Below are 25,910 nucleotides of genomic sequence, written 5' to 3' on the forward strand. Positions count from 1 at the left end.
GGATGGTCGGGTGGACGAACAGGTCATCCCCATCCTCCGCGTCGCGCACGCCCCCACCGCCGTCGCCTGGTACGCCAGGCTCGGGTTCGAGCAGCGGTGGGAGCACCGGTTCGAGCCGGGGCTGCCCGCGTTCGTGGAGGTGGCCAGGGGCGAGGTGCGGCTGTTCCTGTCCGAGCACACCGGCGACGCCCGGCCGGACACGCTGGTGTACCTGCGGGTGCGCGACGTGGACGCGGTCGCGGGCGAGTTCGGCGTTCCGGTGGAGCGGGCGCCGTGGGGGCGCGAGGTCGAGCTGCGCGACCCCGACGGCAACCGGCTGCGCGTCGGGTCACCGAGCTCCTAGCGCGACAACCGGTCCCGCACGCGACCCGCCCGCGCGAGCAGGTCGGTGGGGTCGCGCAGCAGGCGGCCGTCGCGCTTGACCGCCCTGCCCGCGACCAGCACCGTCTCCACGTCACCCCGGTCCGCGCTCTGCACCACCGCGCCCACCGGGTCGTGCACCGGCGCGATCCCCGGCCGGTCTGCGCGCAGCACGACCAGGTCGGCCTGCTTGCCCGGCGTCAGCGAGCCGATCTCGTCGGCCATGCCCAGCGCCCGCGCGCCGTTGATCGTCGCGGCCTCCAGCGCCTGCCGCGAGGTCATCAGCCGGGGCGGCGGCTCGTCCCGGCCGGGCGCGCCGGGGCCGTGCAGGGCGGTGTGCCTGGCCGACTGGAGCCCCGACCGCATCTGGCTGAACATGTCGCCCGGACCGGTGGACTCCACGTCCGTGCCCAGCGTCGGCCGCAGCCCCGCCTCCAGCGCGGCGGCCAGCGGCGGCGTGCCGTGGCCCATCAGCATCTCCACCACCGGCGCCACGGACAGCGCCGCGCCGCTCTCGGCGAGCACCGCCAGCTCCGCCGCGTCCAGCCCGGTGCCGTGGACGAACACCGCCCTCGGGCCGAACACGCCGAGGTCGCGCAGGTCGCTCGGCTCCAGCCCGCCCCGACCGCCCAGGCAGTGCAGCACGACCGGCACGTCCAGCTCGCCCGCCAGCGCCCAGTTCCACCGCGCCGCCTCCGGGGTGAACGCGTCCACGCACAGCCCCATGCGCACCCGCGCGCCCCGGTCCGGCAGCAGCTCGGCCAGCCGCCGCACCCCCGCCTCGGACAGGCCGCCGTGGTCCGGGCGGTCCTCGCCCATCGCGCTGTGGCCGAACGCGAACACCGCCCGCAGCCCGGACTCGCGCAGCGCGGCGACCGCGGCCTCGGTGCGGCCGGGGCGGTCGTTGATGTTGGCCACGTCCTGCACCGTCGTGATGCCCGCGTCGAGCGCGGTCAGCGCGCTCAGGGCGGTGCCGACGCCGACGTCCTCCGGGGTGAGCAGGGAACCGCAGTGGCCGAGCACGTCGGCGAAGTACTCGGGCAGCGTCTGGTCCGCGCCCCGACCGCGCAGCACCGCCAGCCACATGTGCCGGTGCGAGTCCACGAAACCGGGGACCACGATCCGGCCGGTCCCGTCCAGGACCTCCTCCGCGTCGGCGGGGGCGACGCCCGCGCCCACTGCGGTGATCACGCCGTCCTCCACGACCAGGTCCGCGCCGACCAGGTCGCCGAGCCGCTCGTCCATGGTCAGCAGGGTCGTGTTGGTGATCGCCAAGCGGTGGGGCAACTCCGGCCTCCGTGCTCGTGGAAGAACCGGAGGCTAGCAACGGGAAGCCCTGCGGGACACCCCTTTCCGGGGTGCCGGGGGAGCGCCCCTCCGACACCCCGAAGCCGTCAGGGCCTGCGGAACTCCGGCTGGTCCAGCACCCGCAGCCAGGTCCCGTCCGGCTGCCTGCGCGCCACCTGCGCCCGCGCGCCCGCGCCGTCCGACGGGGGCGTGGAGGTCAGGGCCAGGTCGCCGCTGACCAGGGTGGGCAGCGGGGGTTCCGGGGTGAAGCGCGGGCGGTGCGCCAGGACCGACGTCCACAGGGCCTCGATCGCGGCCCGGCCCGCCGTCACCTCGCCGGGCGGGTAGGCCATGACCGCGTCCGGCTCGTACAGCTCGGCCACGCCCGCCGCGTCGCCCGCGTTGGAGCGCTCGACGAACAGCCTGGTCAGGTCCTCGGGGGTCAGTGCTTTCTCTCGTTCAACCACGTGGACCAGCCTGCGCCGGGTGGAATCAGAAGTCCAACAGATGGATCTGCTGGGAACTAGCATTCCTGGTCATGGATCTGCGTCAGCTGGAGTACCTGGTCGCGGTGGCCGAGGAGCGGAACTTCACCCGTGCCGCCGCGCGCGTGCACGTGTCCCAGTCGGGGGTGAGCGCGCAGGTCCGGCAGTTGGAGCGCGAGCTCGGGGCCGAGCTGTTCGACCGGACCAGCCGGGTCGTGGCGCTGACCGCCGCCGGTGAGGCCGCCCTCGCGCACGCCCGCGCCGCGCTCGCCTCGGCCGCCGCGCTCGGGCAGGCGGTGGGGGAGGTGGCCGGGGTGGTGCGCGGGTCGCTCGTGGTGGGCATGGTCGCGGGGTGCGCGCTCACGCCGCTGTTCGACGCGCTCGCCGACTTCCACCGCGCGCACCCCGGCGTGCGGTTGCGGCTGGTGGAGGGGGTGTCGGAGGAGCTGGTGGACGAGGTGCGGCGGGGCGTGCTGGACCTGGCGCTGGTCGGGGTCGCGGAGGCGCCGGAGGGGCTGGGGGTCCACGTGGTCGTGGCCGACTCGCTCGTCGCGCTGGTCCCCGAGGGGCACCCGGTCGCGGCGGGCGCGGACCCGTTCGCGCACCCGCTGGTGGCGATGCCCCCAGGGACGGGGTTGCGGGCGGCGCTGGACGCGCGGTGCGCGGCGGCGGGGGAGCGGGCGGAGATCGTGCTGGAGGCCAGCGCGCCGGACGCGGTGGCCGCGCTCGCGGCTCGGGGGTTGGGGGTCGCGGTGCTGGGGGCGTCGATGGCCTCGGCGTACCCGGACCTGACCCCCGTGCCGATCCCGGACACCCGCGCGCTGCTGGCGCTGGTGTGGCGGGATCGGGCGTCCCCGGCCGCTCGGGCCCTCCTTGGAATTATTCGGAATAATTCCTTCAGTGTTGACTAAAAGGAGTCTTCCGGGAGACGGCGGCGGGACCGGACCCGGACGATGACGAAGAGGACGACGGCGACCGCCACGGCCGCGAGCACCACCGTCTGGAAGACGCCCGCGTAGTCGTCGACCACGTGCCAGTTCGCCCCCAGCAGGTAGCCCGCCACGACGAACACCGAGTTCCAGACCAGGCTCCCGGCGGTGGTCAGGAGCAGGAACTTCGTGGGGGACATGCGCTCCACCCCGGCGGGAAGGGAGATGACGCTGCGGAACAGCGGCACCATCCGGCCCAGGAACACGGCCTTGGCCCCGTGCTCGGCGAACCAGCGCTCCGCGCGGTCGAAGTCGGCCACCTCCAGCAGCGGCACCCGCGCGATCACCGCCCTGGTCCGGTCGCGGCCCAGCAGCGCGCCCAGCAGGTAGACGATGACCGCGCCCGCCACCGAGCCCAGGGTCGTCCACAGCAGCGCCTCGGCGAGGCCGAACGTGCCCCGGCTGGCGGAGAACCCGGCCAGCGGCAGGACCAGTTCGCTGGGGATCGGCGGGAACAGGTTGTCCGCGCCCACGACCAGCGCCGCGCCGGGACCGCCCAGCGCGTCCATCAGGTCCACCGCCCAGCCCGCCAGGCCGCCGAGCGGTTCGGAGGTGGGCGGCGTTGCGTCGATCATGATTTTTCCTTGCTGTGAAAGGGTTTTGCGGACAGCTCGACGCTAGGCGGGGCTGAGGGGTCGGGGAATGCGGCGACCCGCCCGGCCGTGCTGGGGCAGGCCTCACGCCGGTGGTGCGGTAAACCTCAGGTCGCCGGGCGTGGCCCGCCGCTACCGTGGCCGCGTGATCCACACCGACGAGCTGAGCGCGGGCGCGGTGGCCGGGAGCTGGGGGCGGGCCGTCGTCGGTGTCCTCCTCGGCGGGCTGCTCGCGCTGGCCACCCCGCTGCTGCTGTGGCCGGTCGGGCGCGACCGCCTCGCCCTCGCGCTGGCCGCCGCCCAGGTCCGGCTGATCACCCGCTGGCACGGCCCCGTCCACGTCGAGCGCCCCGCGCCCGCCCGGTGCAGGCGCTACCTGCTGCTGCGCTGGCCGGTCGGACTGCTCGGGCTCGGCGTGCTCGCGCTGCTGCTGGTGTGCCTGGTCGTGGGGGCCTCGATGCTGTCGGCGTTCCTGCTGGACGGCGACTGGGCGCTGGTCGAGGACTCGCGCGAGCGGGTGGGCGCGGCGCTGCTGCTGGTGTCCGCCCCGATCGGGGTCATGCTGACCTTCGTCACCGCCGCGGGCGTGTTCGGCGTCGGCACGCTCGACCGGTGGCTTGCCGCCGAGGCGCTGGGGGTGAGCGACCGGGCGCTGCTGCGGCGCAGGGTCGCCGAGCTGACCACCACCCGCGCCGACGTGGTCGACGCCGTCAACGACGAGCGGCGGCGCATCGAGCGGGACCTGCACGACGGGGTGCAGCAGCGGGTCGTGGCGCTGGGCGTGCTGGTCGGGCGGGCGCACCGGGCGGGCGCGGGCGACCGGGCCCGCGACCTGCTGGAGCAGGCGCTGGTGGTGTCGCAGGAGACCATCGCCGAGCTGCGGCAGGTGGCGCTGCGGGTCTACCCGAGCGCGCTGGACGCCGGTGGGCTGCCCGCCGCGCTGGAGGCGCTGGCCGAGCGCTCGACCACGCCGGTGGCGCTGCGGGTCGACCCCGGCAGGCTGCCCGCCGCCGTGGAGGTGGCGCTGTACTTCGTGGCGTCCGAGGCGGTCAACAACGCGGTCAAGCACGCGGGGGCCACGCGCGTGGAGGTCGTCGTGGCGGAGCGGGACGGGCGGGTCGAGCTGAGCGTGTCCGACGACGGGGCGGGTGGCGCCGATCCGGCCGGGCCGGGGCTGTCCGGGTTGGCGCGGCGGGTGCTGGCGGCCGACGGGGTGTTCGGGGTGGACAGCCCGGCGGGCGGGCCCACCGTGGTGCGGGCGGTGCTGCCGTGCGGGTGATCCTGGCCGAGGACTCGACGCTGCTGCGCGAGGGCCTGGTGCGGTTGCTGGCGGAGGAGGGGCACGAGGTCGTCGCGGCGGTGGGCAGCGCGCCCGAGCTGCTGGCCCAGGTCGCGCGGCACCGGCCCGACGTGGTGGTGACCGACGTGCGGATGCCGCCCGGCGGTGGGGACGACGGGCTGCGCGCGGCGCTGCGGATCAGGGCGGAGCGCCCGGAGGTCGCGGTGCTGGTGCTGTCGCAGTACGTGGAGCGGCGGTACGCGACCGAGCTGATCACCGGGGGCGGCGGGAAGGTCGGGTACCTGCTCAAGGACCGGGTGGTGCGGGTCGGGGAGTTCCTGGACGCGGTGGAGCGGGTCGCGGCCGGGGGGACGGTGTTCGACCCGGAGGTGGTGCGTCGGCTGCTGGCGCGCGGCGGGCGCGGCGACCCGCTGGCCGCGCTCACGCCGCGCGAGGCGCGGGTGCTCGCGCTGATGGCCGAGGGGCTGACCAACGCGCGCATCGCGGAGCGGGTGCACGTGTCGGTGAGCGCGGTGGAGAAGCACGTGAACGGGGTGTTCGACAAGCTCGGGCTCGCCGGGCTCGCCGGGGTGGCCGGGGTGAGCAGGCGGGTGGTGGCGGTGGTGCGGTACCTGGGGCAGGAGCGGTGAGGGCTACTCGGCGCGGGCGGTCAGGGGGAACCGGGCGCGCACGGTGAAACCGCCGTCCACCGGACCCGTGGTCAGCTCGCCGCCCGCCTGGGTGACCCGCTCGCGCATCCCCACCAGCCCGTACCCGGAGCCGGGCACCGCACCGCCCGCGCCGCTCGGCTCGCGGTTGGCCACGGTCACGACCAGGTGCCCCTCCTCGACCACCAGGCCCACCCGCACGGCCGCGCCGGGGGCGTGCTTGCCCGCGTTGGTCAGCGCCTCCTGCACCACCCGGTACGCCGCGCGCGAGACGGCCGCGTCCACCTCGGGCAGCTCGTCCGACCGGTCCAGCAACACGTCGCCGGGGGTGTCGGCGATCAGCGCGGGGATGCCGTCCAGGCCGGGGGCGCTCTCCTCGGCGTCGTCCTCGCGCAGCACCCTCAGCACGTCCCGCAGCTCCGACAGCGCGGCGGTGCTGGACTTGCGGATGACCTCGGCGGCGTCGGCGACCTGGCCGTCGCCGACCACGGTCAGCGCGCCGGACTGCAGGGCGATCACGCTGACCCGGTGCGCGACGACGTCGTGCATCTCGCGGGCGATGCGCCTGCGCTCGGCGGTGACGGCGCGCTCGGCCAGCAGGTCGCGCTCGCGCTCGGCGGTCTCGGCGCGCTCGTTGAGCAGACCCACCACGCGCGTGCGCTGGTGCACCCACATGCCGGTGAGCACGGGGATCAGCACCGGGATCGTGTTGAGCAGCACCACGAGCACCCACGGGGTGAACTCGTAGTTCAGCCTGGGCAGGAACAGCGCGTACACCGCCGCCGCGCCCGCCCAGGTGCGCCAGGACGCGCCGAAGCGGGACGCGGTGCTGTGCAGGGCGACGAACACCAGGTACGTGGTCGTGTCGAGCGCCAGCATCGCCAGGCCGACCGCGAGCGTCGCCAGCGGCCAGCGGCGGCGCAGCAGCACGGCGGGCGCGGTGAGCAGCACCCCGGCCACCGCGCCGAGCGGGCCGTGGGCGTCCGCCAGCTCCACGGCCGAGGTCGTGGTCAGGAAGGCCGCCAGCAGCGCGTCGAACGCCAGCGACCGCGCGCGGCCCTGCCAGGGGGCCAGCAGGCGCTGCCGCGTCGTCAGCCGAGCGGGCTCGGGTCCAGCAGGTACCGCTCCAGCACCGGTCCGATCCACGCCCCCAGCTCCTCCCGCCCCATGGCCGCCAGCGGCGGCACCCGCAGCACGTACCGCGTGAACGCCAGCCCCAGCACCTGGGAGCCGACCAGCGCCGCCCGCTCGGCGGGCCGGTCCACCGCGATCGCGGCCAGCGCGGGCGCCACCTGGCCGGTGAACACCCCCAGCATCGCCTCGGCGGCGGCCGGGCTGCTCGCCGCCGCGCGCAGCAGCGACAGGAACCCGGCGTCGTGCTCCCACACCGCGAAGAACCGGTCCAGCAGCACCGCCGCGACCCGGTCCCCAGGCAGTCCGCGCAGGTCGGGCAGGCGCAGGTCGAACGCGGCTGCCTCGGCGAACAGCGCCTCCTTGCCGCCGAAGTACCGCACGACCAGCGCCGCGTCCACGCCCGCGTCGGCCGCGACGTCGCGCACCCGCACCCGGTCGAACCCGCCCTCGCCGAAGCGGGCGCGCGCGGCGTCCAGGATCGCCGCCCTGGTCGCCTCGGCGGAGCGCTTGCGGGGTGGTGCGGGCATGGGGCAAGTCAACAGTGCGTTCGCGCGAGTGGCCTAACCGGCCCCGGTCATCGGCGCGCCCACCCTCGGGTCCTTCGTGTTGACCAGGAACGACGTGGCGGGCAGCGAGCCGTCGGCGCGGCGCTCCCCCTCGGCGCTGGCGGGGTCGACCTCGCGCAGCACGTCACCGCCCCAGCCCCGCTCGTTCCAGGTGTTGCCCTGCGCGACCGCGCCGTCACCGAGCAGGGCCTGCTCGCGGTTGCCCAGCGCCAGGTTGTCGCGCAGCCGGGCGGGCGCGTCGCGCAGCGCGAAGCCGTCGCCGGCGTTGCGGAACGCGCTGCTGCCCGACAGCTCGTGCCCGGCGCGACCGGTGCTGGTGAACCCGTCGCCGTTGTTCTTCCACGCCGCGCTGCGCAGCACCGCGTGCGGGCCGCCGGTGCCCAGGTCGAAGCCGTGCCCGGAGCCGAGGGCGCGCGGGAAGCCCCAGCGGTTGATCCCGTTGCCGTAGGCCCAGTTCGAGTCCAGGGTGACCTTGCCGGTGAAGGCGCCGAGGCTGATGCCGTCGTCCACGTTGTCGTAGGCGCGGCAGCCGCGCACGGTGTTGCCGTCCCCGGACCCGGTGGTGAACGCGATGCCGTCCGCCTCCCGGCCCTCGGCGTCCCGGTTGTGGTGGAAGTCGCCGTCCAGCACCAGGTTCCCGGACGCGGAGCCGGAGAAGGCGAGCCCGGTGCCCAGGTTGTCGTGCAGGGACAGCCGCTGGAACGTGCTGCCGCCGCACGAGATGCAGGCCACCGCGCCCGCCGGGCCCTTGATGATCTCCAGGTCGCGCACCACCCAGTGCGCGCCGCGCACGGTCAGCATCGGGCGCGCGCCGACCTGGCTCGCGTCCAGGATCACGTGGTCGCCGGGTGCGGCGGCCAGGGTGATGGGCTTGTCGGGCGTGCCGGAGGCGGTCAGCTCGACGGCCTCGGTGGGGCGGTGGATGCCGTCCTTGAGGTAGATGGTCTGGCCGGGCTGGGCCACGGCGGCGGCCCGGCCGAGGGTGGCGAACGGGTCCTGCTCGGTGCCCGTCGCGCCGTCGTCGCCCTTGGGGGACACGAAGAAGCTGATGGGCGTCGCGGTCGTGGGCGGTGCGGAGGAGCTGGTGGGCGGCGCGCCGCTCGGAGTGTCCACTATGGACGGAGCGGTCGCCGTCGGCAGCGCCAGCTCGGTCGGCGGGTCCGGTTGTCCCGGCAGCGGGATCAGGTACACCGCCAGCGCCACGGCGGTGATCAGCCCGGCGGCGGGCAGCGCGGCGGCCAGCGGCTTGCCCGAGGCGTACCCGGCGACCGCCTTGAGCGCCCCGCCCGCCGGGGGCGCGACGCCCTGCGGCAGCGCGGACACCGCGGCCTGCAACCCGGCGGGCACGAGCAGCAGCCCGGCCTGCGCGGCGAAGTACTCGGCGGGGAAGCGCGGCGCGCCCACGTCCAGGCAGCGGGCGCAGCCGCGCACGTGCTTGGTGGCGCGCTTGAACCACCGGTCCCCGCCGTCCACCCCGCCGCAGGCGGACAGCTCCGGGCAGCGCGGCACGGCCCGCCACGCGCGCAGCGCCGTGCGCGCCAGCAGCAGCCGCTCCTTCATCCGCTGCACCCGCACCGCCGTGTGCGGCACGCTCAGCCGCAGCGCGCCCGCGACCTCGGCGCGCGAGAGCAGCCCGTTGACCTCCTGCCACCACAGGGAGAACAGCTCCCGGTCGGCGGGCGCGAGCCAGCGGGTCGCGTCCAGCACCTCGCGCGACTCGGCGACCTGGCCCATCCGGTTCGCGGTGCGCTCGGCCAGGTCCTGGCCGGGTGCCGCGGGCTCGGGCAGCTCGTCCAGCGGCAGCGCCGGGCGGCGTCCGCGCACGTGGTCGCGCACCTGCCGGATCGTGGTGGTCACCAGCCAGGCCCGGAACCGCTCGGGGTCCTTGAGGTCGCCGACGTGCCGCACCACCCGGATCATGGTCTCCTGCGCGACGTCCTCGGCGTCGGCGTCACCGGGCAGCGCCCGCGCGACCACGTTGTGCACCAGGGGGAGCGCCGAGGAGACGAGCTCGCGCACCGCGTCCGGGTCACCGGCCTGGGCCGCCAGCACCACCTGGGCGTCGACGAGGGAATCCACGCCTGAGTCCTCCCGTGCGCCGCTGCTCTCCGCGCGGCACGACGACGTGCCGAGGTGGCGGGGGAGCGGAGTCTGGCACAGGCCCGGAATCGGTGTAAAGAGCGCGCTTCCCGGCTCGCGGGCGCGCCGGGCGGGGGTGGTGCGTCCCGCCGGACGGGGGTGAGGTGGGCGAACGGCGCACCGCCTGGGCGTCCGGACGGCGCACCGCCTCGGCAGCCGTCCCGGAAAGACAGGGGTGCCAAGGGGATCGACCTCACTCCGCCGTTCGGTCGTCTCGGGGTTGGGCCGCTCGCGCGTGGCGGGGCGGTGCGGGCGCGGGGTGCGGCAACCGGGTCAGGCGCGGCGGCTGCCCGGCGCGCCGGGGGCTCCCTCCGGCGGGTGGGGGAGCGGCGGCCCGCCGGGCGTCGGGGGTGCGGCCTGCCGTCCGCCGGGGCGCGCTGCGGGCTCGGCGCTCGCGCGCGGCTTCGGGACCGGCTGCGGGGTCAGGAGTGCGCGGGCAGCAACCACACCAGCGCCACCAGCGCGATCGCCATCACCAGCGCGGTGACGCCGAGCAGCGCGCCCCCGCCGGGCAGCGCGGGCCGCTCGTGCGCCAGCAGCGCCCGGTAGGCGCGCGCCGAGCGGCGTTCGGCCAGCGCCCACAGCACCGCGCACACCACCAGGAACACCGGCCCCACGGCCAGCGACCACGCGCCCAGCACCGGGGGCAGCACCCGCAGCGACACCAGCGCCGCCGCGGCCACCGCGAGCACCGTGCGCCGCCACGCCAGCAGGGTCCGCTCCGGTTGCAGGCCGGGGTCGAACAGGGCGCGCTCAGCCACGGGAGGTCACCGCAGCGCCGTGCCCAGCACCAGCAGCAGCGCCACCGCCGTCACCCCGACCACCAGCGCCAACCTCGCCCCCGACGAGGAGGGCAGCGGCTCGCCGCGCCGCATCGCCCGCTCGGCGACCGCCCAGCCCCGCCACGCCAGCGGCGGCACGACCAGGCCCAGTGCCAGCAGCACGAGGGACGCGGCCAGCCGCAGCCCGGACTGGACGGGCAGGTGCAGCGCCTCCAGCGCCACCCCGCCCGCGACGAGCGCCAGCGAGGTCCTGATCCAGGCCAGGAACGTGCGCTCGTTGGCCAGGGTGAACCGGGGGTCGGGTTCGGCGCCGTGGTCGTAGACCCCGCGCGGGAAGCGCCGCAGGCTCACGCCGCGACCTCGCTGTGCTGCACGAACGCTATGCTATGCCACGCGGGCGCGCCCCGTTCGGCGCAGCGGGCGGCCCCGGTCGGCGCGGCCGGGGTCAGCCCTCCGGCTCCAGCAGCACCGGCAGCTCCTCCAGCCCGTTGATCACCGCCGACTCCAGCAGCCTCAGGCGCGCCTCCGGCACCGCCAGCCGCAGCCTCGGGAAGCGGCCGAACAGCTCGCGCAGCGCGATCTCCAACTCCTGGCGGGCCAGCGCGGCCCCCAGGCAGAAGTGCGCGCCCACGCCGAACCCGATGTGCCCGGTGCCCTGCGGCAGCGCCAGGTCGAACGGCGCGCCGTCCCGGTTCGCGCCCGCCAGCGACACCAGGATCGGCTCGCCGCGCCGCACCCGCGTCCCCGCCACCACCACGTCCTGCGCCGCGTAGCGCGCCCGCAGCTCGCGCACCGGGCCGTTCCAGCGCACCCCGACCTCGGCCACGTGCGACCACGGGTGCTCGCCCGCCAGCACGGCCGCGAGCTGCACCGGGTGGGTGAGCAGCGCGTGCACCGTGTTGGACAGCGCGTGGACCGTGGTCTCGTGGCCCGCCAGCAGGACCAGGTCCAGCGTCCCCACCAGCTCCTCGTCGGTGCACCGGCCGTCCGAGGTGCCCGCCTCGATCATCGCGCTGGTCAGGTCGTCGGCCGGTTCGGCGCGCCTGCGCCGCACCAGTTCGCCCAGCGCCTCCCGCACCTGCGCCGACGCCGCGACCCGCGCCGCCTCGCCCACCCGCCCGTCGACCTGGGCGGTGTAGCGCTCGCGGAACCACTCCAGCTCGTCGCGCCCGGTGATGCCGAACAGCTCGAACACCACGATCACCGGCAGCGGCAGGCAGAACCGCTCCTTCAGGTCGACCGGCGAGCGCGGGTCCAGCTCGTCCAGCAGCCGCCGGGTGATCGCGGTGACGCGTGGTTCCATGGCCCGCACCCGCTTGGCGGTGAACCCGGCGGCGGCGATCCGGCGCAGCCTGCGGTGCTCGGCGCCGTCGCGGTTGATCATCGAGTGCGCGGTCAGCATGGGCAGCAGCGCCCAGTCCCGAGGCACCTCGCCGTCGCGCAGGGCGGCCCACTCGTCGGGGTGCTTGGACAGCGGCGGCCGGATGTCCAGCACGGCGCGGGCGACCTCCTCGGTGGTGGCCAGCCACGCCCGCACGCCGTCCGCGTCGACCGGCACGAGCGGCCCGAGCTCCTTGAGCAGCCGGTGCTCCTCGTGCGTGGGGGTGCTGTGGTCGAGCACGTGCAGCGGCGCGTCGAGCGAGCGCTCGGCCCGCTCGTCGTGGACCGGTTCGTCGTGGGCCGTCTCGTCGTGAGCCGTCATGGCGGGGCCTCCGGTGCGGGATCGGCACGAGCGGGGCCGGGTCCACGCTAGTGCCGCGCGAGGGGCGGGCGTGAGGGCCGATCGACCGACCGCGCGCCGCCGCTCGCCTGGAATGGCGGCGGAAGGTGACCGGAACCGGTTCGCGGATATGCAGGAAAGCGCTTCCCGGCGGTTCGGCGCGCACGGGTGGAGCAGGGCGCCGGGAACCCGCGCGAACGCGAACCCCCGGCGCCCCAAGCACTCCCCGCCCTCACGCCCCGGCTTTCGAGCCCCGCCTGCACGCCGCTGGTGCCGCGTCTCGGCTCCGTTCGCGCGCCCTCGGTCCCGTGCCCGGCCCCGCCTACGTGCCGCTGGTGCAGCGCCCCGTCCTCGCCTGCACGCGGCTGGTGCCGCATCCGGGCCTCGTCTGCGTGCCGCTGGTGCCGCATCCGGGCCTCGTCTGCGTGCCGCTGGTGCAGTGCCCGGCCTCGTCTGCGTGCCGCTGGTGCAGCGTCCCGGCCTAGCCTGCGCGCACCAGGTCCCGAGCCCCGCCCCCGTGCTCCGCCCCGCCCTCACGCCCCCCGCTGCCCGCGCTCGCCCGCCGCCGCCAGCAGCGACCGGCCCAGCGCGGTGGCGGTGTGCAGTGACTGCCCGCGCTGCCTGCTCGTGCGCAGCAACCCCGCTTCCCGCAGCACCGCCGTGTGCCTGCTCGCCGACGCCGCCGAGGTGCCGACCCGGCGCGCCAGCTCCGTCGTGCTCGCCCCGGCCCGCGCGCACTCCAGCACCGCGCACCGGGTCGGCCCGAGCAGCGCGTCCAGCCCCGGCGCCGCGCCCCCGCTCCACCGGTCGCCCTCGTCCAGCGGGTGCACCAGCACCGGCGGCAGGTCCGGGTCGGCCAGGGTCGCCGGGGTGCGGCAGAAGTACGACGGCACCAGCCGCAACCCCCGCCCGGCCAGCCGGACCTCCCGCTCGGCGCGGTGCGCCACCTCCAGCACCGGCGGTCGCCACCGCACGTGCGGGCCCAGCCCGGACAGCAGCGCGTGCACGCCCCCGTCCACCAGGTCGCGGGCCCGCCTGGCCCGGTCGGCGGCGGCGCTCTCGGCCACCACGCCCGCGTGCGGCTCCACGAGCTTGCCGTGCAGCCTGCGCAGGCACTCCGCCAGCTCGCCCAGCACGCCGGTCCCGCCGCGCGTCACCGGTTCCGGCAGCCGCAGCCGGGCCAGCTCCGCCCCGGCCCTGCGCGGCGGCGTGGCCCGCACCGCGTCCAGCGCGGCTTCCAGGCCGTGCGCCTGCTCGGGCGGGGTCAGCAGGTCCGGCGCGGGCGTGAGCGCCCGCAGCACGGCCAGGTCGCGGTCACCCGGCCGCAGCCGCGCGCGGGTCTCGGCGGCCCAGCGCCGGAACGCGGCGGGCCGGTCCCGGTCGTGCAGCCTCCGGCAGGCCAGGACCACGTCCCACAGCGGTTCCGACCCGCTCGCCACGACGGTCCCCACCAGGTCGTCGGTCGTGAAGACGATGCGCAACACAGTTCCCCCTCTGCTGCTCGCCAGGACATCCTGGCCACCCCGGTGGCTCGGGGTGGGAGGTTCGGGAGGAGTTCACCCCGTCGGGAGCGCGCTTGCGCCCAGGGGGAAGGGGACGTCGGCGAGAGCGCTTCCACCGCAGCTCGGCGCGCCCGTCCCGACCGGGGTTTGCGCCTGCGCGCAAAACCGTGGCGGTCACCGCGTCGCGGCGGGCACCTTGGTCCCGCACCACCGAGTCAGACCACCGAGGGGGAAACGATGAGGGGAATCACCAGGGCCGCCGTCGCGGTCGCCGCCGTCTCGATGCCCGCCGTGCTGTTCGCGGTCCCCGCGCAGGCCGCGCCGAAGGCCGAGGCCGAGGTCGGGGCGCAGCACTTCGCGTGCGGCAGCGGCGTCCGGCCCAACCGGGACCCGATCAGCGCCATCACCGGGGCCAGCTCCGGCGCGCGCATCCGCACCGGGTCCGCCACGTCCTGCACCGCGCCCGGCTCGATCCAGCCGTCCGACCAGCTGGACTACTACTGCTACACGCTCGGCAACGACGGCTACACGTGGACGTACCTGCGCAACCGGCGCACCGGCGTCCAGGGCTGGACCAGGGACGACCTGCTGCCGGGCGGCGGCAGCAACTACGGCTGCTGAACAGGCCACTGAAAGCGCTTACCGCCTTCCGCGCCAAGGACTTCCGGCGCGGAAGGCGGTAAGTGGGCGAACGACGCCGGTCGCGGCTGGTGTTCGCGACCGGCGCCCGTCCAGGGGGCCTGGCTCAGGCGGCGCTGCCCAGGTCCAGCTCGGAGGCGAGCGCGTTGAACACGGCCACGTTGCACTCGAACGCCACGCAGGTCTCCACGATCACGCGCTCGCGCTCGACCTGGCTCCACTGCGCGGTGTCCAGGGACTCGCGGTAGCGCTTGCGGAAGCCGGGGAGCCCGCCGACCACGTCGAACCGGTAGAACGCGGCGCCCGCGTCCACCAGCCCGTACCGCTGGGCGAGCAGCCGCCGGATGACCTGGCCGCCCGCGACGTCGCCGAGGTAGCGGGTGTAGTGGTGGGCGACGAACCCGCCCGACCAGCGCCCGGCCTCCCGGATGCGCCGCACGTACGACTCGGTCGCCGGAACGGGGGCGATCTTCTCCCGCCAGTCCGGGCCGATCAGGTGCGCCAGGTCCTGCTCCAGCGCGGGGACGCGGCGCAGCTCGGGCTCGGTGAACCGGCTGGCGATCGGGTCGTCGGCGAGCGCGTCGGCCCGCTCCTCCAGCGCCCCGTAGATGAAGTAGTACTGCTCGGCGAGCCTGGTGTACGCCCCGAGGTCGAGGCGCTCGCCGATGAGGGCGTCCATGTAGCCGGTCCGCTCGGCGCGCTCGTGCTCCTTGCGGGTGGCGGCGCGCAGCTCGGCGGAGAAGGGGGTCGCGGTGTCCATCTGCGGCTCCTGGGGTCGGCGCGCTGCGGTGATCTCCGACCCTAGGGCGCACGATCAAGTTAGGCAAGCCTAATAAAGCGTCGTCCAGGAGTTGGAACACAAACTTCGCGCGCAGGGAGCAATTGCGCGACGACTCTCCGCGCACGTCCGGCGCGGGGTGCAGGATCGTCCTCGAACCCCGAGGAGGTCGTGTGTCCCTGCTGTCCCGCCCCGCCGTCGCCGACGCCGTGGCCAGGAGGCTCAAGTCGTTCATGACCCCGCGCGGCGACCCCGCCACCCCGTACCTGGGCGCGCGCGGCCGGGTCGGCCAGGTCGCCGTGCCCACCCGGCACGGGGACGTGGCCTGCGCGGTCTACCACCCGCCCGCCGACGTGACCCCGGCGCGCGGGGTGTACCTGAACCTGCACGGCGGCGGCTTCGCCATCGGCTACCCCGGCCAGGACGACTCGTGGTGCCGCTACCTGGCCGCCGAGACCGGGGTGGTCGTGCTCAACGCCGACTACGCCACCAGCCCCGAGCACCGCTTCCCGGTGCCGGTGGAGCAGGCCTACGACGTCCTCGCCTGGGCCGCCGGGACCGAGCGCGACTGGGCCGGGGCGAGGCTGTGCGTGGGCGGGCAGAGCGCGGGCGGCTCCCTCGCGGCGGGCGCGGCGCGGCTGGCGCTGGAGCAGGGCGGTCCGCAGGTCGCGCTCCAGGTGCTGCACTACGCGCCGCTCGACCTGGTCACGCCGGGCAGGGACAAGCGGCTGGCCGGGCCGAGGTCGATGCTGCGGCCGTGGATGGCGGAGGTGTTCGACACCGCGTACGTCCCGGACCCGGCGGTGCGGCGCGACCGGCTGGCCTCGCCCGCGTGGGGGGACAACGGGGTGGGGATCGAGGGGATCGCCCCGGCGGTGGTGATCACCTGCGAGTACGACCGGCTGCGGGACGAGGGCGTGGCGTACGCGCGGGCCCTGGCTGCGGCGGGCGCGCTGGCCGAGCACCACGAGGTGCTCGGGTACGACCACGGCTACAACTTCCGGGGCGGCGCGCCGCGCGAGGTCGTGGACGCGGTCTACGCGCTGATCGCCGGGCACGTCCGCCGGGTGGTGGGCGCGGGCTGAGGGAACCGGCTGAGGAGGCGGCGCTGGTCGGGGCGGGGGGCGCGGACCGCCCCCCCCCAGGTGGCTTGGAGGGACCTGGCCGGTGGCGCGGACTGAGGGGAGCCTGGGCCTGCCTGCCCGCCTGCCCGCCTGCGGGGCTGCGGGCGGGCGGCGCGGCTTGCGGAGGCGGGGCCAGGGCCGTGGTCCGGGTGGCCCCGGCGGGGGAGTGGCCATGCTCTACCTCCGCCGCTCGGGAACCGGCTGGACGCGGTCGTCCGGGCCGCGCTAACGTCCGGCCCGTGACCAGCCCGGAGTCGGAGAGAGGCGAGCCACCGGTGTCCCGGTGGCGCCCCGCGCTCGTCGCCTGACCCGCGCCGAGCCGTCCGCTCCCCACGTCGCCCCCGGCTGACCGGGGTCGCGCCGCCGCGCACCGCACCGCGCCCCCCGCCGTCCCGGCCGGGGGCTTCCTCGCGGGCGCCCGCAGCGCCCGCCGGTGTCGCGGAGCCCTTCCATGCCTCCTGCCGTCCACGCCCTGGCCCTGGCCGTGTTCGCCCAGGCCACCTCGGAGTTCATGCTGTCCGGCCTGGTCCACCCCCTGGCCGCCGACCTCGACGTCCCGCTCGCCGCCGCAGGCGCCCTGACCTCGGGCTTCGCCCTGGGGATGGTGCTGGGCGCGCCGCTCGCCGCCGCGCTCAGCCTGCGCTGGCCGCCCCGCCGGGCCCTGCTCGGCTTCCTCGCCGCGTTCCTGCTGGCCCACGTCGTGGGCGCGCTCACCCCCGGTTTCGCCGTGCTGCTGGCCACCAGGGTGGTCGCCGCGCTGGCCACCGCCGGGTTCCTGGCCGTGGCGCTCGGCGCCGCCGCCCGGCTCGCCGGCCCCGGCGCGGAGGGCAGGGCCACCGCGACCCTGCTCGCGGGCACGACCACCGCGTGCGTGGTGGGCGTCCCGGCGGGCGCGCTGCTCGGCGACCTGTGGGGCTGGCGGTCCGCGTTCTGGGCCGTCGCCCTGCTCACCGCGCCCGCCGTGGTCGCGGTCCTGCGCTCGGTCCCGGCAGGCGCGGTCGCAGGAGCGGGGAGCACGCTGACCACCGAGCTGCGCGGCCTGCGCGTCCCCGGCCTGCGGTCGTCGCTGCTGCTCGCGGCGCTGGTCAACGGTGGCACGTTCGGCGCGTTCACCTACCTCGCCCCGCTGGTCACCGACGTGGCCGGGCTGGGGCCCGGCTGGGTGCCGGTGGCGCTGGCGGTGTTCGGCTGCGGCGCGTTCGCGGGCGTCACGGCGGCGGGCAGGCTGGGCGACCGGCACCCGGACCACCTGCTGGCCGCAGGTCTCGCCGCGCTGCCCGCCGGGTGGCTGCTGCTGGCCGCGCTCCCGGTGGCGCCGCTGCTGCTCGTCCAGGCCGCCCTGTCGTTCGCGGTCGGCTCCACGCTCGTCGCGCGGGTCCTGCGCGCCGCGCCCGGCGCGCCGAGGCTGGCGGGCGCCGCGGCGACCGCCGCGCTCAACGTCGGCGCCGTCGTCGGCCCGCTGCTCGGCGGCGCGGCGCTGTCCGGGGGCGCTCGGGCGACGCTGCTCGTCAGCGCGGCGCTCACGGGCGCCGCGCTGCTGCTCCACGCGCGCGGCCGGGCGGCCACCCGCGCCTGACCGCACCGGGCCGGGTCGTCGACCGGCGACCCGGCCCTGCGATCCGCGCCACCCACCACCGTCCCAAACCGCCACGAACCACCCGTTTCACCCGCCCCGCAAGGCTTTCCGCCCGACCGACCGGAGGGTCGGCCTCCGCTAACCCGAGGCGCGTGGCACGATGCCCGAGGTCCGAGAACAGGAGCGGGAGCGGCTGATGAAGTACGTGGCGATCGGGGACAGCTTCACCGAGGGCGTCGGTGACGAACTGCCCGACGGGACCGTCCGGGGCTGGGCCGACCTGGTCGCGCAGGGGCTCGCGGCGGCCCTGCCCGACGAGGAGGTCGAGTACGCCAACCTCGCCATCCGGGGCAGGCTGATCACGCCCATCGCCACCGAGCAGCTCGAAGCGGCGCTCGCGCTCAAGCCGACCCTGCTCTCGTTCAACGGCGGCGGCAACGACATGATGCGGCCCGGCATGGACGCCACCAAGGTGCTCGCGCTGATCGAGCGCGTGGTGCGCCGCTGCGCCGAGGAGGACGTCCGGCTGATCCTGATCAGCGGCCCGAACCCCGGCGCCGGCCTGCCGTTCGGCCGGGTCATCGACCGCCGAGGCAGCGAGCTGACCAGGGCGGTCACCCCGCTGCGCGACCGGCCGAACCTGGTGCTGGTCGACATCTTCAACGACGCCGAGATCCGCCGCCCCGCCTACTGGGCCCCGGACCGCCTGCACCTCAACGCCACCGGCCACCGCAGGGCCGCCGCGCTGATCCTCAACGCGCTCGGCCACCGCGCCGAGGCCGAGATCGTCGCCCCGGACGCCGACGCCAAGTCCCGCACCCTGCTCGGCGAGCTGCGCTACTACCGCGAGCACGTCCTGCCCTGGCTGGGCCGCAGGCTCGGCGGTCGCTCCTCCGGCGACAACCGCACCGCCAAGGGCTCGGTCTGGTCCTCGGTCCCCAAGCTCTGAGGGGCGCCCGCCGTCCGACGTGACCGGGAACCCGGCGCCGCCACCGCGCGCCGGGCCCGGCGCGCCCCACCGCGCGCTGTGAACTGGCTCTCACGGTTTGTTGTCGCACACCCTTGCTTGTTACGAATAGCGGGCAACAAGGCCGACGAGGGGTGGACCGTGCGCGTACCTGCTTGGACCCGAGCTGCGGGAGCCCTGCTCTCCGCCGCCCTGCTGACCACGGCGTGCTCGACCTCGCCCACCGCGCAGGGCGGCCCGGCGCCGACCGAGCTGCGGCTGGCCATCGGCGGCGAGTCCGAGGACGGCTACGACCCCACGCTCGGCTGGGGGCGCTACGGCTCCCCGCTGTTCCAGTCGACCCTGCTCAGCCGGGACGCCGACCTCGCCCTGACCAACGACCTGGCCACGAACCACTCGGTGAGCCCCGACGGTCTGGTGTGGACGGTCGACCTGCGGGCCGACGCGAAGTTCAGCGACGGGCAGCCGGTCACCGCCAAGGACGTCGCCTACACCTTCACCACCGCCGCCAAGAGCGGCGGCCTCACCGACGTGACCGTGCTCAAGGAGGCGGTCGTCGTCGACGAGGACACCGTCGAGCTGCGCCTGACCCAGCCGCAGAGCACGTTCGTCAACCGCCTGGTGTCGCTGGGCATCGTCCCCGAGCACGCGCACGGCGCCGACTACGCGCGCAAGCCGGTCGGGTCCGGGCCGTTCGTGCTGGAGCAGTGGGACGAGGGGCAGCAGCTCATCGTCAAGCGCAACGACGCCTACTACGGCCAGAAGCCCGCGTTCGAGCGCGTGGTGTTCGTGTTCACCGGCGAGGACGCCACCCTGGCCGCCGCCCGCTCCGGGCAGGTCCACGTGGCCTCGCTGCCGTCGTCGCTGGCGAAGACCCAGCTGCCCGGCATGGTGCTGCGGGACGTGGACTCGGTGGACAACCGGGGCATCTCGTTCCCGTACCTGCCCGCCGAGGGCCGCACCACCGCCGAGGGGCGCCCGATCGGCAACGCGGTCACCTCGGACCGCGCGGTGCGCCAGGCGGTGAACTACGCGCTGGACCGGCAGGCGCTGGTCGACGGCGTGCTCGACGGCTTCGGCAGCCCCGCCACCGGCCCGGTCGACGGGATGCCGTGGTTCGAGCCGTCCTCCGCGATCGAGGACAACGACCCCGAGCGCGCCAAGAAGCTCCTGGACGAGGCGGGCTGGACCGACTCGGACGGCGACGGCGTGCGCGAGCGCGCGGGCGTCAAGGCCGAGTTCCCGCTGCTCTACCCGGCCAGCGACTCGCTGCGCCAGGGCCTGGCGCTGGCCGTGGTCGACATGCTCAAGCCGATCGGGATCGCGGTCTCCGCCCAGGGCGAGAGCTGGGAGGTCATCCGCACCCGGATGCACGCCGAGCCGGTCGTCTTCGGCTGGGGCAGCCACGACCCGACCGAGATGCACACCCTGTACTCGTCGGCCCGCGCGGGCGTCGAGCTGTGGAACCCCGGCTTCTACGCCAACCCGGCGGTCGACGCGCACCTGGACGCCGCGATGGCCACCACCGACCCGGAGGTCGCCACCCGCGAGTGGAAGGCCGCCCAGTTCGACGGGACGCAGGGCTTCTCCGCGCGGGGCGACGCCGCGTGGGCCTGGCTGGTCAACCTCAAGCACACCTACTTCGCCACCCAGTGCCTCGACCTCGGCCCCGAGCAGGTCGAGCCGCACGGCCACGGCTGGCCGGTCACCTGGAACATCACCGCCTGGCGCTGGACTTGCTGAACCCCGCAGGAGCAGCAGGCCTCGGCGGGCCGGGGGAGCCCGGCGACGGGATCGACCGCCCCGACGAGCTGACCGGCCGCCGGAACCGCTCGCGCCCCGGCCGCAACCCGGTGGTGCGCGCGGTGGCCAAGCTCGGCCGCCTGGCGCTGCTGCTGGCCGCCGTCGCCGCGGGCACGTTCACGCTGATGGTCAACTCGCCGGTCGACCCGGTGAGCGCCTACGTCGGCGCGGACGTGGCGCGCCTGGGCCCCGAGCAGCGCGAGCTGATCGCCCAGCGCTGGGGCCTCGACCAGCCCGCGCCGCAGCGGTTCCTGTCCTGGCTGGGCAACCTCGTGCGCGGCGACTTCGGGTTCTCGCCCACGTTCAACCGCCCCGTGCTGGAGGTCATCGGCGACCGGTTCACCGCGAGCCTGGGGCTGATGGCGCTGGCCTGGCTGCTGTCCGGGGTGCTCGGCTTCGCCCTCGGCGCGCTCGCGGGCGCGCGGCGCGGCAAGGCCACCGACCGGGTGATCACCTGGTGGGCGTACACGCTGGCGTCCGCGCCGGTGTTCTGGGTCGGCCTGCTGCTGCTCTACGTCTTCGCCGTGTCGCTGAACTGGGCCCCGGTGTGCTGCGCGGTGCCGATCGGGGTGCCCGCCGCCGAGGTGACGGTCCTTGACCGGCTGGCGCACCTGGCGCTGCCCGCGCTGACCCTGAGCGTGGTCGGCGTCGCGCCGGTCGTGCTGCACACCCGGCACGCGGTGATCGAGGCGCTGGCCTCGGACCACGTCGCGTTCGCCCGCGCCCAGGGCGACCGGGGGATCGGCCTGGTCGCGCACCGGGTGCTGCGCAACGCCGCCGGTCCCGCGCTGCTGCTCCAGTTCGGCTCGCTGGGCGAGCTGTTCGGCGGCTCGGTGCTGGCCGAGCAGGTGTTCTCCTACCCCGGACTCGGGGCGGCCACCACCCAGGCGGCGATGTCCCAGGACGTGCCGCTGCTGCTGGGGATCGCCCTGTTCACCGCCGTGCTGGTGTTCGTCGGCAACACGATCGGAGACCGCGTGCACGCCGCCGTCGACCCGAGGGTCGCGCTCCGGGCGGGTGAGCGGTGAGCGCCCTGACCGCCGACCGCCGCACCCGGACCCTGGTGCTGCTGGGCTGCTCGCTGCTGGTGGTGGCGGCCGTGCTCGTCGCGGGCGCCCTGGCAGGCGACGCCGCGCAGACCACCGCGCTGTCCCAGCGCAACCAGCCGCCGTCCGCCGCGCACTGGTTCGGCACCGACTGGCTCGGCCGCGACGTGCTGGCCAGGACCCTGGCCGGGCTGCGGCTGAGCCTGCTGGTGGGCACCTGCGCGGCGGCGATCTCCGCCGTGGTCGCGCTGCTGCTGGCGTGCCTGGCCACGGTCGGCGGCAGGCGCGCCGACGCGGCCGTCGGCTGGCTGGTCGACCTGTTCCTGGCCCTGCCGCACCTGGTGCTGCTGATCCTGCTGGCGTTCGCGCTCGGCGGCGGCACCGGCTCGGTCATCCTCGCGGTCGCGCTGACCCACTGGCCCACCCTGACCCGCGTGCTGCGCGGGCGGGCGCGCGGCGTGGTCGGCTCGAACTACGCGCTGGTCGCCACCCAGCTCGGGCGCAGCCGCTGGTGGATCGCGCGCAAGCACGTCGCCGGTCACCTGACCGGGCAGTTCCTGGTCGGCCTGGTGCTGCTGTTCCCGCACGCGATCCTGCACGAGGCGGCCCTGTCGTTCCTGGGCATGGGCGTCGACCCGGCGCAGCCGTCGATCGGGGTGCTGCTGTCGGAGTCGATGCGGTTCCTGTCGGCGGGGGCGTGGTGGCTGGCGCTGCTGCCCGGCGCGTGCCTGCTGCTGGTCGTGAAGGCCGTGGACGGCGTCGGCGAGCACCTGCGCGCGCTGCTGGACCCGAGGAGCCACCACCTGTGAGCCTGCTGGAGATCGACTCGCTGGGCGTGCGCTTCGGCCAGTACGAGCGCGGGTTGCGCCGCCGGACCGTGGTGGCGCTGTCGGGCATGGACCTGCGCGCCGACCGGGGCGAGGTGGTGGTGCTGGTCGGGGCGAGCGGGGCGGGCAAGACGCTGCTCGCGCACGCCGTGCTGGGGATGCTGCCGCCCAACGCCGAGGAGAGCGGCGAGGTGCGCTTCGCGGGCGGGGTGGTGGGCCCGGACGCGCGGCGCGCGCTGGCCGGTCGGGAGATCGCGCTGCTGCCGCAGGCCGCGTCGTTCCTGGACCCGGTGACGCCGGTGGGCAAGCAGGTGCGCCGCTCGGCGAAGCTCGCGGGCGCGGCCGATCCGGGTGCGGCGGCGCGCGAGGCGCTGGCGGCGCGCGGGCTGGGGCCGGAGGTGGCGAGGTTGCACCCGCACCAGCTGTCCGGCGGCATGGCCCGCCGGGTGCTCGCGGCGATGGCGCTCATGGCGGACCCGGCGCTGGTGCTGGCCGACGAGCCGACCCCCGGCCTGCCGCCGGAGTCGGTGCGCGCGGTGCTGGCGGACCTGCGCCGGACCGCCGACGAGGGCCGCGCGGTCGTGCTGATCACGCACGAGCTGACCGGTGCGCTGGAGATCGCCGACCGGGTGGTGATCTGCCGCGACGGGCGGACCGTGGACGAGGCCGACCCGGCGGACTTCCGGGACGACGGCGCGGCGCTGGCGCACCCGTACACGCGGGCGCTGTGGAACGCGCTGCCCGCCAACGGGTTCCACGTTCCAGGGTCCGGTTTGGAGGAGCGGTGAGCCTGCGCGCGCGGGACGTGTGGTTCCGGTACGGCCGGACCGGGCCGTGGGTGGTGCGCGGCGTCGACCTCGACGTCGAACCCGGCGAGGTGGTCGGGTTGTACGGGGCGAGCGGGTCGGGCAAGAGCACGCTCGGCAGGCTGCTGGGCGGTCTGGACCGCCCGCGCCGCGGCTCGGTGGAGGCCGACGGCGCCGCGCCGAGGCCCGGCAGGGGCGTGCCGAACCCGGTGCAGATCGCCTTCCAGGACGCGCACTCGGCGATGGACCCCCGGTGGCGGATCTCCGAGGTGCTGGCCGAGACCGCGCCGGACGCGGGCGAGGTCGCCGCGCTGGACCCGGTGCTGGTCCCGCCCGCCCTGCTGGACCGGTTCCCGCACGAGGTCAGCGGCGGCGAGGCGCAGCGGGTGAACCTGGCCAGGGCGCTGCTCACCGGGCCGCGCTACCTGGTGGCCGACGAGATCACCGCGAGCCTGGACGCGATCACCCAGGCGGTGATCTGGCGGCTGCTGCTGGAGCGGGTGCGGGCCGACCGGATCGGCGTCCTGGCGGTCTCGCACGACCGGCCGCTGCTCGACGCCGTCGCGGACCGGGTGATCGACCTGGCGGCGTTGCAGGCCGAACCCGCTCAGTAACCCCACACCACTCGGGCGGGTGGCCTCCTGCCCCCGTCCGAGTGGTGTGCGTGCGCACTGCGGACGGAGCGTGCAAAACGGGCAGACAGTCCCGCCTCCCGCTGTTACACCGGGATCACCAGTGGTTGCGGTAGCTGATCACACCGGCTGGAGGCGGCCATGTGCGGCATCACCGGGTGGGTCTCCCACGACTCCGACCTCACCGCGCGTCCCGGCGCGGGCGACGTCCTGGCGCGGATGACCGCCACCATGGCCTGCCGGGGCCCCGACGACTCCGGGACCTGGTGGCACCCGAACGCAGCCCTCGGCCACCGCAGGCTCGCCGTCATCGACCTGCCCGGTGGACGGCAGCCGATGGTCCTGCCCACCCCGCGCGGCGACCTGTGCCTGGTCTACAGCGGCGAGACCTACAACCACGTCGAGCTGCGCGCCGAGCTGACCGCCCTCGGCCACACCTGGCGCACCGCCAGTGACACCGAGGTCGTCCTGCACGGCTACCTGGAGTGGGGCGAGCGCGTCGTCGAGCACCTCAACGGCATGTACGCCTTCGCCGTCTGGGACTCCCGCGACCGGACCCTGCTGCTGGCCCGCGACCGCATGGGCGTCAAACCGCTCTGCTACCACCCGACCCCGGACGGCGTCCTGTTCGGCTCCGAGCCCAAGGCGGTCCTGGCCAACCCCCTGGTCGAGCGCGCCGTGGACGACGACGGCCTGCGCGAGCTGCTCGTGCCCACCCAGCGCCCCGGCTGGGCGCTGTGGAAGGGCGTCACCGAGGTGGAGCCCGGCACCACCGTCACGGTCAGCCGCTCGGGCATCCGCGCCCGGACCTACTGGACCCTGCGCACCGCCCCGCACACCGACGACCGCGACACCACCGTCGCCACCGTCCGCGAGCTGCTCACCGACACCGTCCGCCGCCAGCTCGTCGCCGACGTGCCCCGCTGCGTCCTGCTCTCCGGCGGCCTGGACTCCAGCGCCATCACCGGCCTCGCGGCGGCCGAGCTGACCGAGCCGGTCCGCACGTTCTCCGTCGACTTCCCCGGCCAGGAGGAGAACTTCGCCCCGGACGGCCTGCGCCCCACCCCGGACGCGCCGTACGTGCGCGACGTCGCCGCCCTCGTCGGCTCCGACCACCACGACGTCCTGCTCGACCCGGCCAGCCTCACCGACCCGGCCACCCGCCGCGCCGTGCTGACCGCGCGGGACGTCCCGATGGGCGCGGGGGACACGGACGTGTCCCTGTACCTGCTGTTCAAGGCGATCCGCGAGGGCTCGACCGTGGCGCTGTCGGGGGAGTCGGCGGACGAGGTGTTCGGCGGCTACCGCTGGTTCCACGACGGCTCGGCCGAGGTCGACGGGTTCCCGTGGATGGTCGCGTTCCGCGAGCTGGGCTCCCGCTCGGCCTCCCCGCTCCGCGCCGACCTGCTGGACCGGCTGGACGTCGGCTCCCACCTGCGGGACCAGTACCGCGCGGCGGTGGCGCGGGTCGAGCCGCTGGACGGCGAGTCGGCGCGCGAGGCGCGGATGCGCGTGGTGTGCCACCTGCACCTGACCCGGTTCGTGCGGATGCTGCTGGACCGCAAGGACCGCATGTCGATGGCGGTGGGCCTGGAGGTGCGCGTCCCGTTCTGCGACCACCGCCTGGTCGAGTACGCCTACAACGCCCCGTGGTCGCTCAAGACCTTCGACGGCAGGGAGAAGAGCCTGCTCCGCCACGCCACCGCGCACGTGCTGCCGGAGTCCGTGCGCGACCGCGTGAAGAGCCCGTACCCGTCGACCCAGGACCCCGGTTACGCGGCGGCGCTGCAGCGGCAGGTCGAGGACGTGCTGGCCGAGCCGGGGCACCCGGTGTTCGACCTGGTGGACCGGGAGCGGGCGCGGGCGCTGGTCGGGGTGGACCCGGCTGCGGTCGGCGCCGCCCAGCGCTTCGCGCTGGACCGGGTGCTGGACCTGTACCACTGGTTCGACCTCTACCGGCCCCGGCTGCTGGTGTCCTGAACCGCCCCGGCCGATCCCGCGCTTTTCGTGTTACCCCTATCTTCAGCGAGCAACGACACACACCGCGCCACGAGCCCGGAAACCTTTGTCCGCCAATGCTTTCCGGCCTTCCCGCCGGTAGTCGCCGTGAACGGTCCGCCGATTCCCCTTGTGGTGGAACAAAAACTTCCACCGAACGGGTGAGACCGCTCTCGCGTTGCGCCGTTTCCCTTACCTGACCGCACTTCT

At 75.7% G+C, this 25,910-nt stretch carries 25 protein-coding genes; 14 read left to right on the top strand and 11 right to left on the bottom strand.

Annotated features, from left to right (window positions below; translation table 11 throughout):
• Positions 1–10: 10 nt before the first annotated feature.
• Positions 11–343: a glyoxalase superfamily protein gene (locus tag LV78_RS32840; protein ID WP_253849908.1), complete on the top strand. Its 333-nt coding sequence runs from the start codon at positions 11–13 to the stop codon at positions 341–343.
• Here the strand turns inward: LV78_RS32840 and LV78_RS32845 are convergent.
• Entirely contained in the window at positions 340–1,647 is a 1,308-nt protein-coding gene (locus LV78_RS32845; protein ID WP_253849909.1) for an amidohydrolase family protein, read from the bottom strand. The genes LV78_RS32840 and LV78_RS32845 overlap by 4 nt on opposite strands.
• Before the next feature lie 107 nt (positions 1,648–1,754).
• The gene (locus tag LV78_RS32850) at positions 1,755–2,114 is read right to left on the bottom strand and encodes a YybH family protein (protein ID WP_253849910.1); all 360 of its coding nucleotides are present in this window, start codon (positions 2,112–2,114) and stop codon (positions 1,755–1,757) included.
• Between the two features lie 71 nt (positions 2,115–2,185).
• Between LV78_RS32850 and LV78_RS32855 the strand changes: the two genes are divergently transcribed.
• Positions 2,186–3,043: a LysR family transcriptional regulator gene (locus tag LV78_RS32855; protein WP_253849911.1), complete on the top strand. Its 858-nt coding sequence runs from the start codon at positions 2,186–2,188 to the stop codon at positions 3,041–3,043.
• Here the strand turns inward: LV78_RS32855 and LV78_RS32860 are convergent.
• Positions 3,040–3,696, bottom strand: coding sequence for a DedA family protein (locus LV78_RS32860; RefSeq protein WP_253849912.1), 657 nt, complete (start codon positions 3,694–3,696; stop codon positions 3,040–3,042). The two genes, LV78_RS32855 and LV78_RS32860, sit on opposite strands and share 4 nt — an antisense overlap.
• Before the next feature lie 163 nt (positions 3,697–3,859).
• Between LV78_RS32860 and LV78_RS41860 the strand changes: the two genes are divergently transcribed.
• Both LV78_RS41860 and LV78_RS32870 read left to right on the top strand, forming a co-directional pair.
• Complete coding sequence (locus LV78_RS41860) at positions 3,860–4,993, top strand: sensor histidine kinase (protein WP_253849913.1); 1,134 nt, start codon at positions 3,860–3,862, stop codon at positions 4,991–4,993.
• Positions 4,984–5,643, top strand: a complete 660-nt coding sequence (locus tag LV78_RS32870; RefSeq protein WP_253849914.1) for a response regulator transcription factor — start codon at positions 4,984–4,986, stop codon at positions 5,641–5,643. Before LV78_RS41860 ends, LV78_RS32870 begins: the two co-directional genes overlap by 10 nt.
• A gap of 3 nt (positions 5,644–5,646) precedes the next feature.
• On the opposite strand, the gene LV78_RS32875 is transcribed toward LV78_RS32870, so the two are convergent.
• The 7 genes from LV78_RS32875 to LV78_RS32905 form a co-directional block, all read right to left on the bottom strand.
• Positions 5,647–6,807, bottom strand: coding sequence for a sensor histidine kinase (locus tag LV78_RS32875; RefSeq protein WP_253849915.1), 1,161 nt, complete (start codon positions 6,805–6,807; stop codon positions 5,647–5,649).
• Complete coding sequence (locus LV78_RS32880) at positions 6,753–7,322, bottom strand: TetR/AcrR family transcriptional regulator (RefSeq protein ID WP_253849916.1); 570 nt, start codon at positions 7,320–7,322, stop codon at positions 6,753–6,755. Before LV78_RS32880 ends, LV78_RS32875 begins: the two co-directional genes overlap by 55 nt.
• Positions 7,323–7,355: 33 nt before the next feature.
• Positions 7,356–9,440, bottom strand: a complete 2,085-nt coding sequence (locus LV78_RS32885) for a sigma-70 family RNA polymerase sigma factor (RefSeq protein WP_253849917.1) — start codon at positions 9,438–9,440, stop codon at positions 7,356–7,358.
• A 482-nt stretch (positions 9,441–9,922) separates the two neighbouring features.
• Positions 9,923–10,261 carry a DUF202 domain-containing protein gene (locus LV78_RS32890; RefSeq protein WP_253849918.1) on the bottom strand — a complete coding sequence of 113 codons (339 nt, stop codon included), beginning with the start codon at positions 10,259–10,261 and terminating at the stop codon, positions 9,923–9,925.
• Between the two features lie 6 nt (positions 10,262–10,267).
• Positions 10,268–10,633 carry a YidH family protein gene (locus LV78_RS32895; protein WP_253849919.1) on the bottom strand — a complete coding sequence of 122 codons (366 nt, stop codon included), beginning with the start codon at positions 10,631–10,633 and terminating at the stop codon, positions 10,268–10,270.
• Positions 10,634–10,727: 94 nt separating this feature from the next.
• Positions 10,728–11,984, bottom strand: coding sequence for a cytochrome P450 family protein (locus LV78_RS32900; RefSeq protein WP_253849920.1), 1,257 nt, complete (start codon positions 11,982–11,984; stop codon positions 10,728–10,730).
• Positions 11,985–12,535: 551 nt separating this feature from the next.
• Positions 12,536–13,486 (bottom strand): ArsR/SmtB family transcription factor, encoded by a 951-nt coding sequence (locus LV78_RS32905; RefSeq protein ID WP_253849921.1) that lies wholly within the window; start codon positions 13,484–13,486, stop codon positions 12,536–12,538.
• Positions 13,487–13,741: 255 nt separating this feature from the next.
• Between LV78_RS32905 and LV78_RS32910 the strand changes: the two genes are divergently transcribed.
• Entirely contained in the window at positions 13,742–14,125 is a 384-nt protein-coding gene (locus LV78_RS32910) for an SH3 domain-containing protein (protein WP_253849922.1), read from the top strand.
• A gap of 124 nt (positions 14,126–14,249) precedes the next feature.
• On the opposite strand, the gene LV78_RS32915 is transcribed toward LV78_RS32910, so the two are convergent.
• Positions 14,250–14,903 carry a biliverdin-producing heme oxygenase gene (locus tag LV78_RS32915; protein ID WP_253849923.1) on the bottom strand — a complete coding sequence of 218 codons (654 nt, stop codon included), beginning with the start codon at positions 14,901–14,903 and terminating at the stop codon, positions 14,250–14,252.
• A 191-nt stretch (positions 14,904–15,094) separates the two neighbouring features.
• Here LV78_RS32915 and LV78_RS32920 point away from each other — a divergent pair, with 191 nt between their 5' ends.
• From LV78_RS32920 to asnB, 9 genes are all read left to right on the top strand, one after another.
• Positions 15,095–16,006, top strand: coding sequence for an alpha/beta hydrolase fold domain-containing protein (locus LV78_RS32920; protein ID WP_253849924.1), 912 nt, complete (start codon positions 15,095–15,097; stop codon positions 16,004–16,006).
• 490 nt (positions 16,007–16,496) lie between these two features.
• Complete coding sequence (locus LV78_RS32925) at positions 16,497–17,621, top strand: Cmx/CmrA family chloramphenicol efflux MFS transporter (RefSeq protein ID WP_253849925.1); 1,125 nt, start codon at positions 16,497–16,499, stop codon at positions 17,619–17,621.
• 160 nt (positions 17,622–17,781) lie between these two features.
• Positions 17,782–18,570 (top strand): SGNH/GDSL hydrolase family protein, encoded by a 789-nt coding sequence (locus tag LV78_RS32930; protein ID WP_253849926.1) that lies wholly within the window; start codon positions 17,782–17,784, stop codon positions 18,568–18,570.
• 159 nt (positions 18,571–18,729) lie between these two features.
• A complete protein-coding gene (locus LV78_RS32935; protein ID WP_253849927.1) occupies positions 18,730–20,331 on the top strand; it encodes an ABC transporter substrate-binding protein in 1,602 nt (533 codons plus the stop codon).
• On the top strand, positions 20,325–21,419 hold the full coding sequence (locus tag LV78_RS32940) for an ABC transporter permease (RefSeq protein WP_253849928.1): 1,095 nt from the start codon (positions 20,325–20,327) through the stop codon (positions 21,417–21,419). Before LV78_RS32935 ends, LV78_RS32940 begins: the two co-directional genes overlap by 7 nt.
• Positions 21,416–22,246 (top strand): ABC transporter permease, encoded by an 831-nt coding sequence (locus LV78_RS32945; RefSeq protein ID WP_253849929.1) that lies wholly within the window; start codon positions 21,416–21,418, stop codon positions 22,244–22,246. Before LV78_RS32940 ends, LV78_RS32945 begins: the two co-directional genes overlap by 4 nt.
• Positions 22,243–23,052: an ATP-binding cassette domain-containing protein gene (locus LV78_RS32950; RefSeq protein ID WP_253849930.1), complete on the top strand. Its 810-nt coding sequence runs from the start codon at positions 22,243–22,245 to the stop codon at positions 23,050–23,052. The genes LV78_RS32945 and LV78_RS32950 overlap by 4 nt, the downstream gene beginning before the upstream one ends.
• On the top strand, positions 23,049–23,684 hold the full coding sequence (locus LV78_RS32955) for an ABC transporter ATP-binding protein (RefSeq protein WP_253849931.1): 636 nt from the start codon (positions 23,049–23,051) through the stop codon (positions 23,682–23,684). The genes LV78_RS32950 and LV78_RS32955 overlap by 4 nt, the downstream gene beginning before the upstream one ends.
• A gap of 159 nt (positions 23,685–23,843) precedes the next feature.
• On the top strand, positions 23,844–25,682 hold the full coding sequence (gene asnB / locus LV78_RS32960; RefSeq protein WP_253849932.1) for an asparagine synthase (glutamine-hydrolyzing): 1,839 nt from the start codon (positions 23,844–23,846) through the stop codon (positions 25,680–25,682).
• Positions 25,683–25,910 lie beyond the last annotated feature (228 nt).

This window comes from Actinosynnema pretiosum, from assembly GCF_024171695.1.
Taxonomy (GTDB): Bacteria; Actinomycetota; Actinomycetes; order Mycobacteriales; family Pseudonocardiaceae; genus Actinosynnema; species Actinosynnema pretiosum.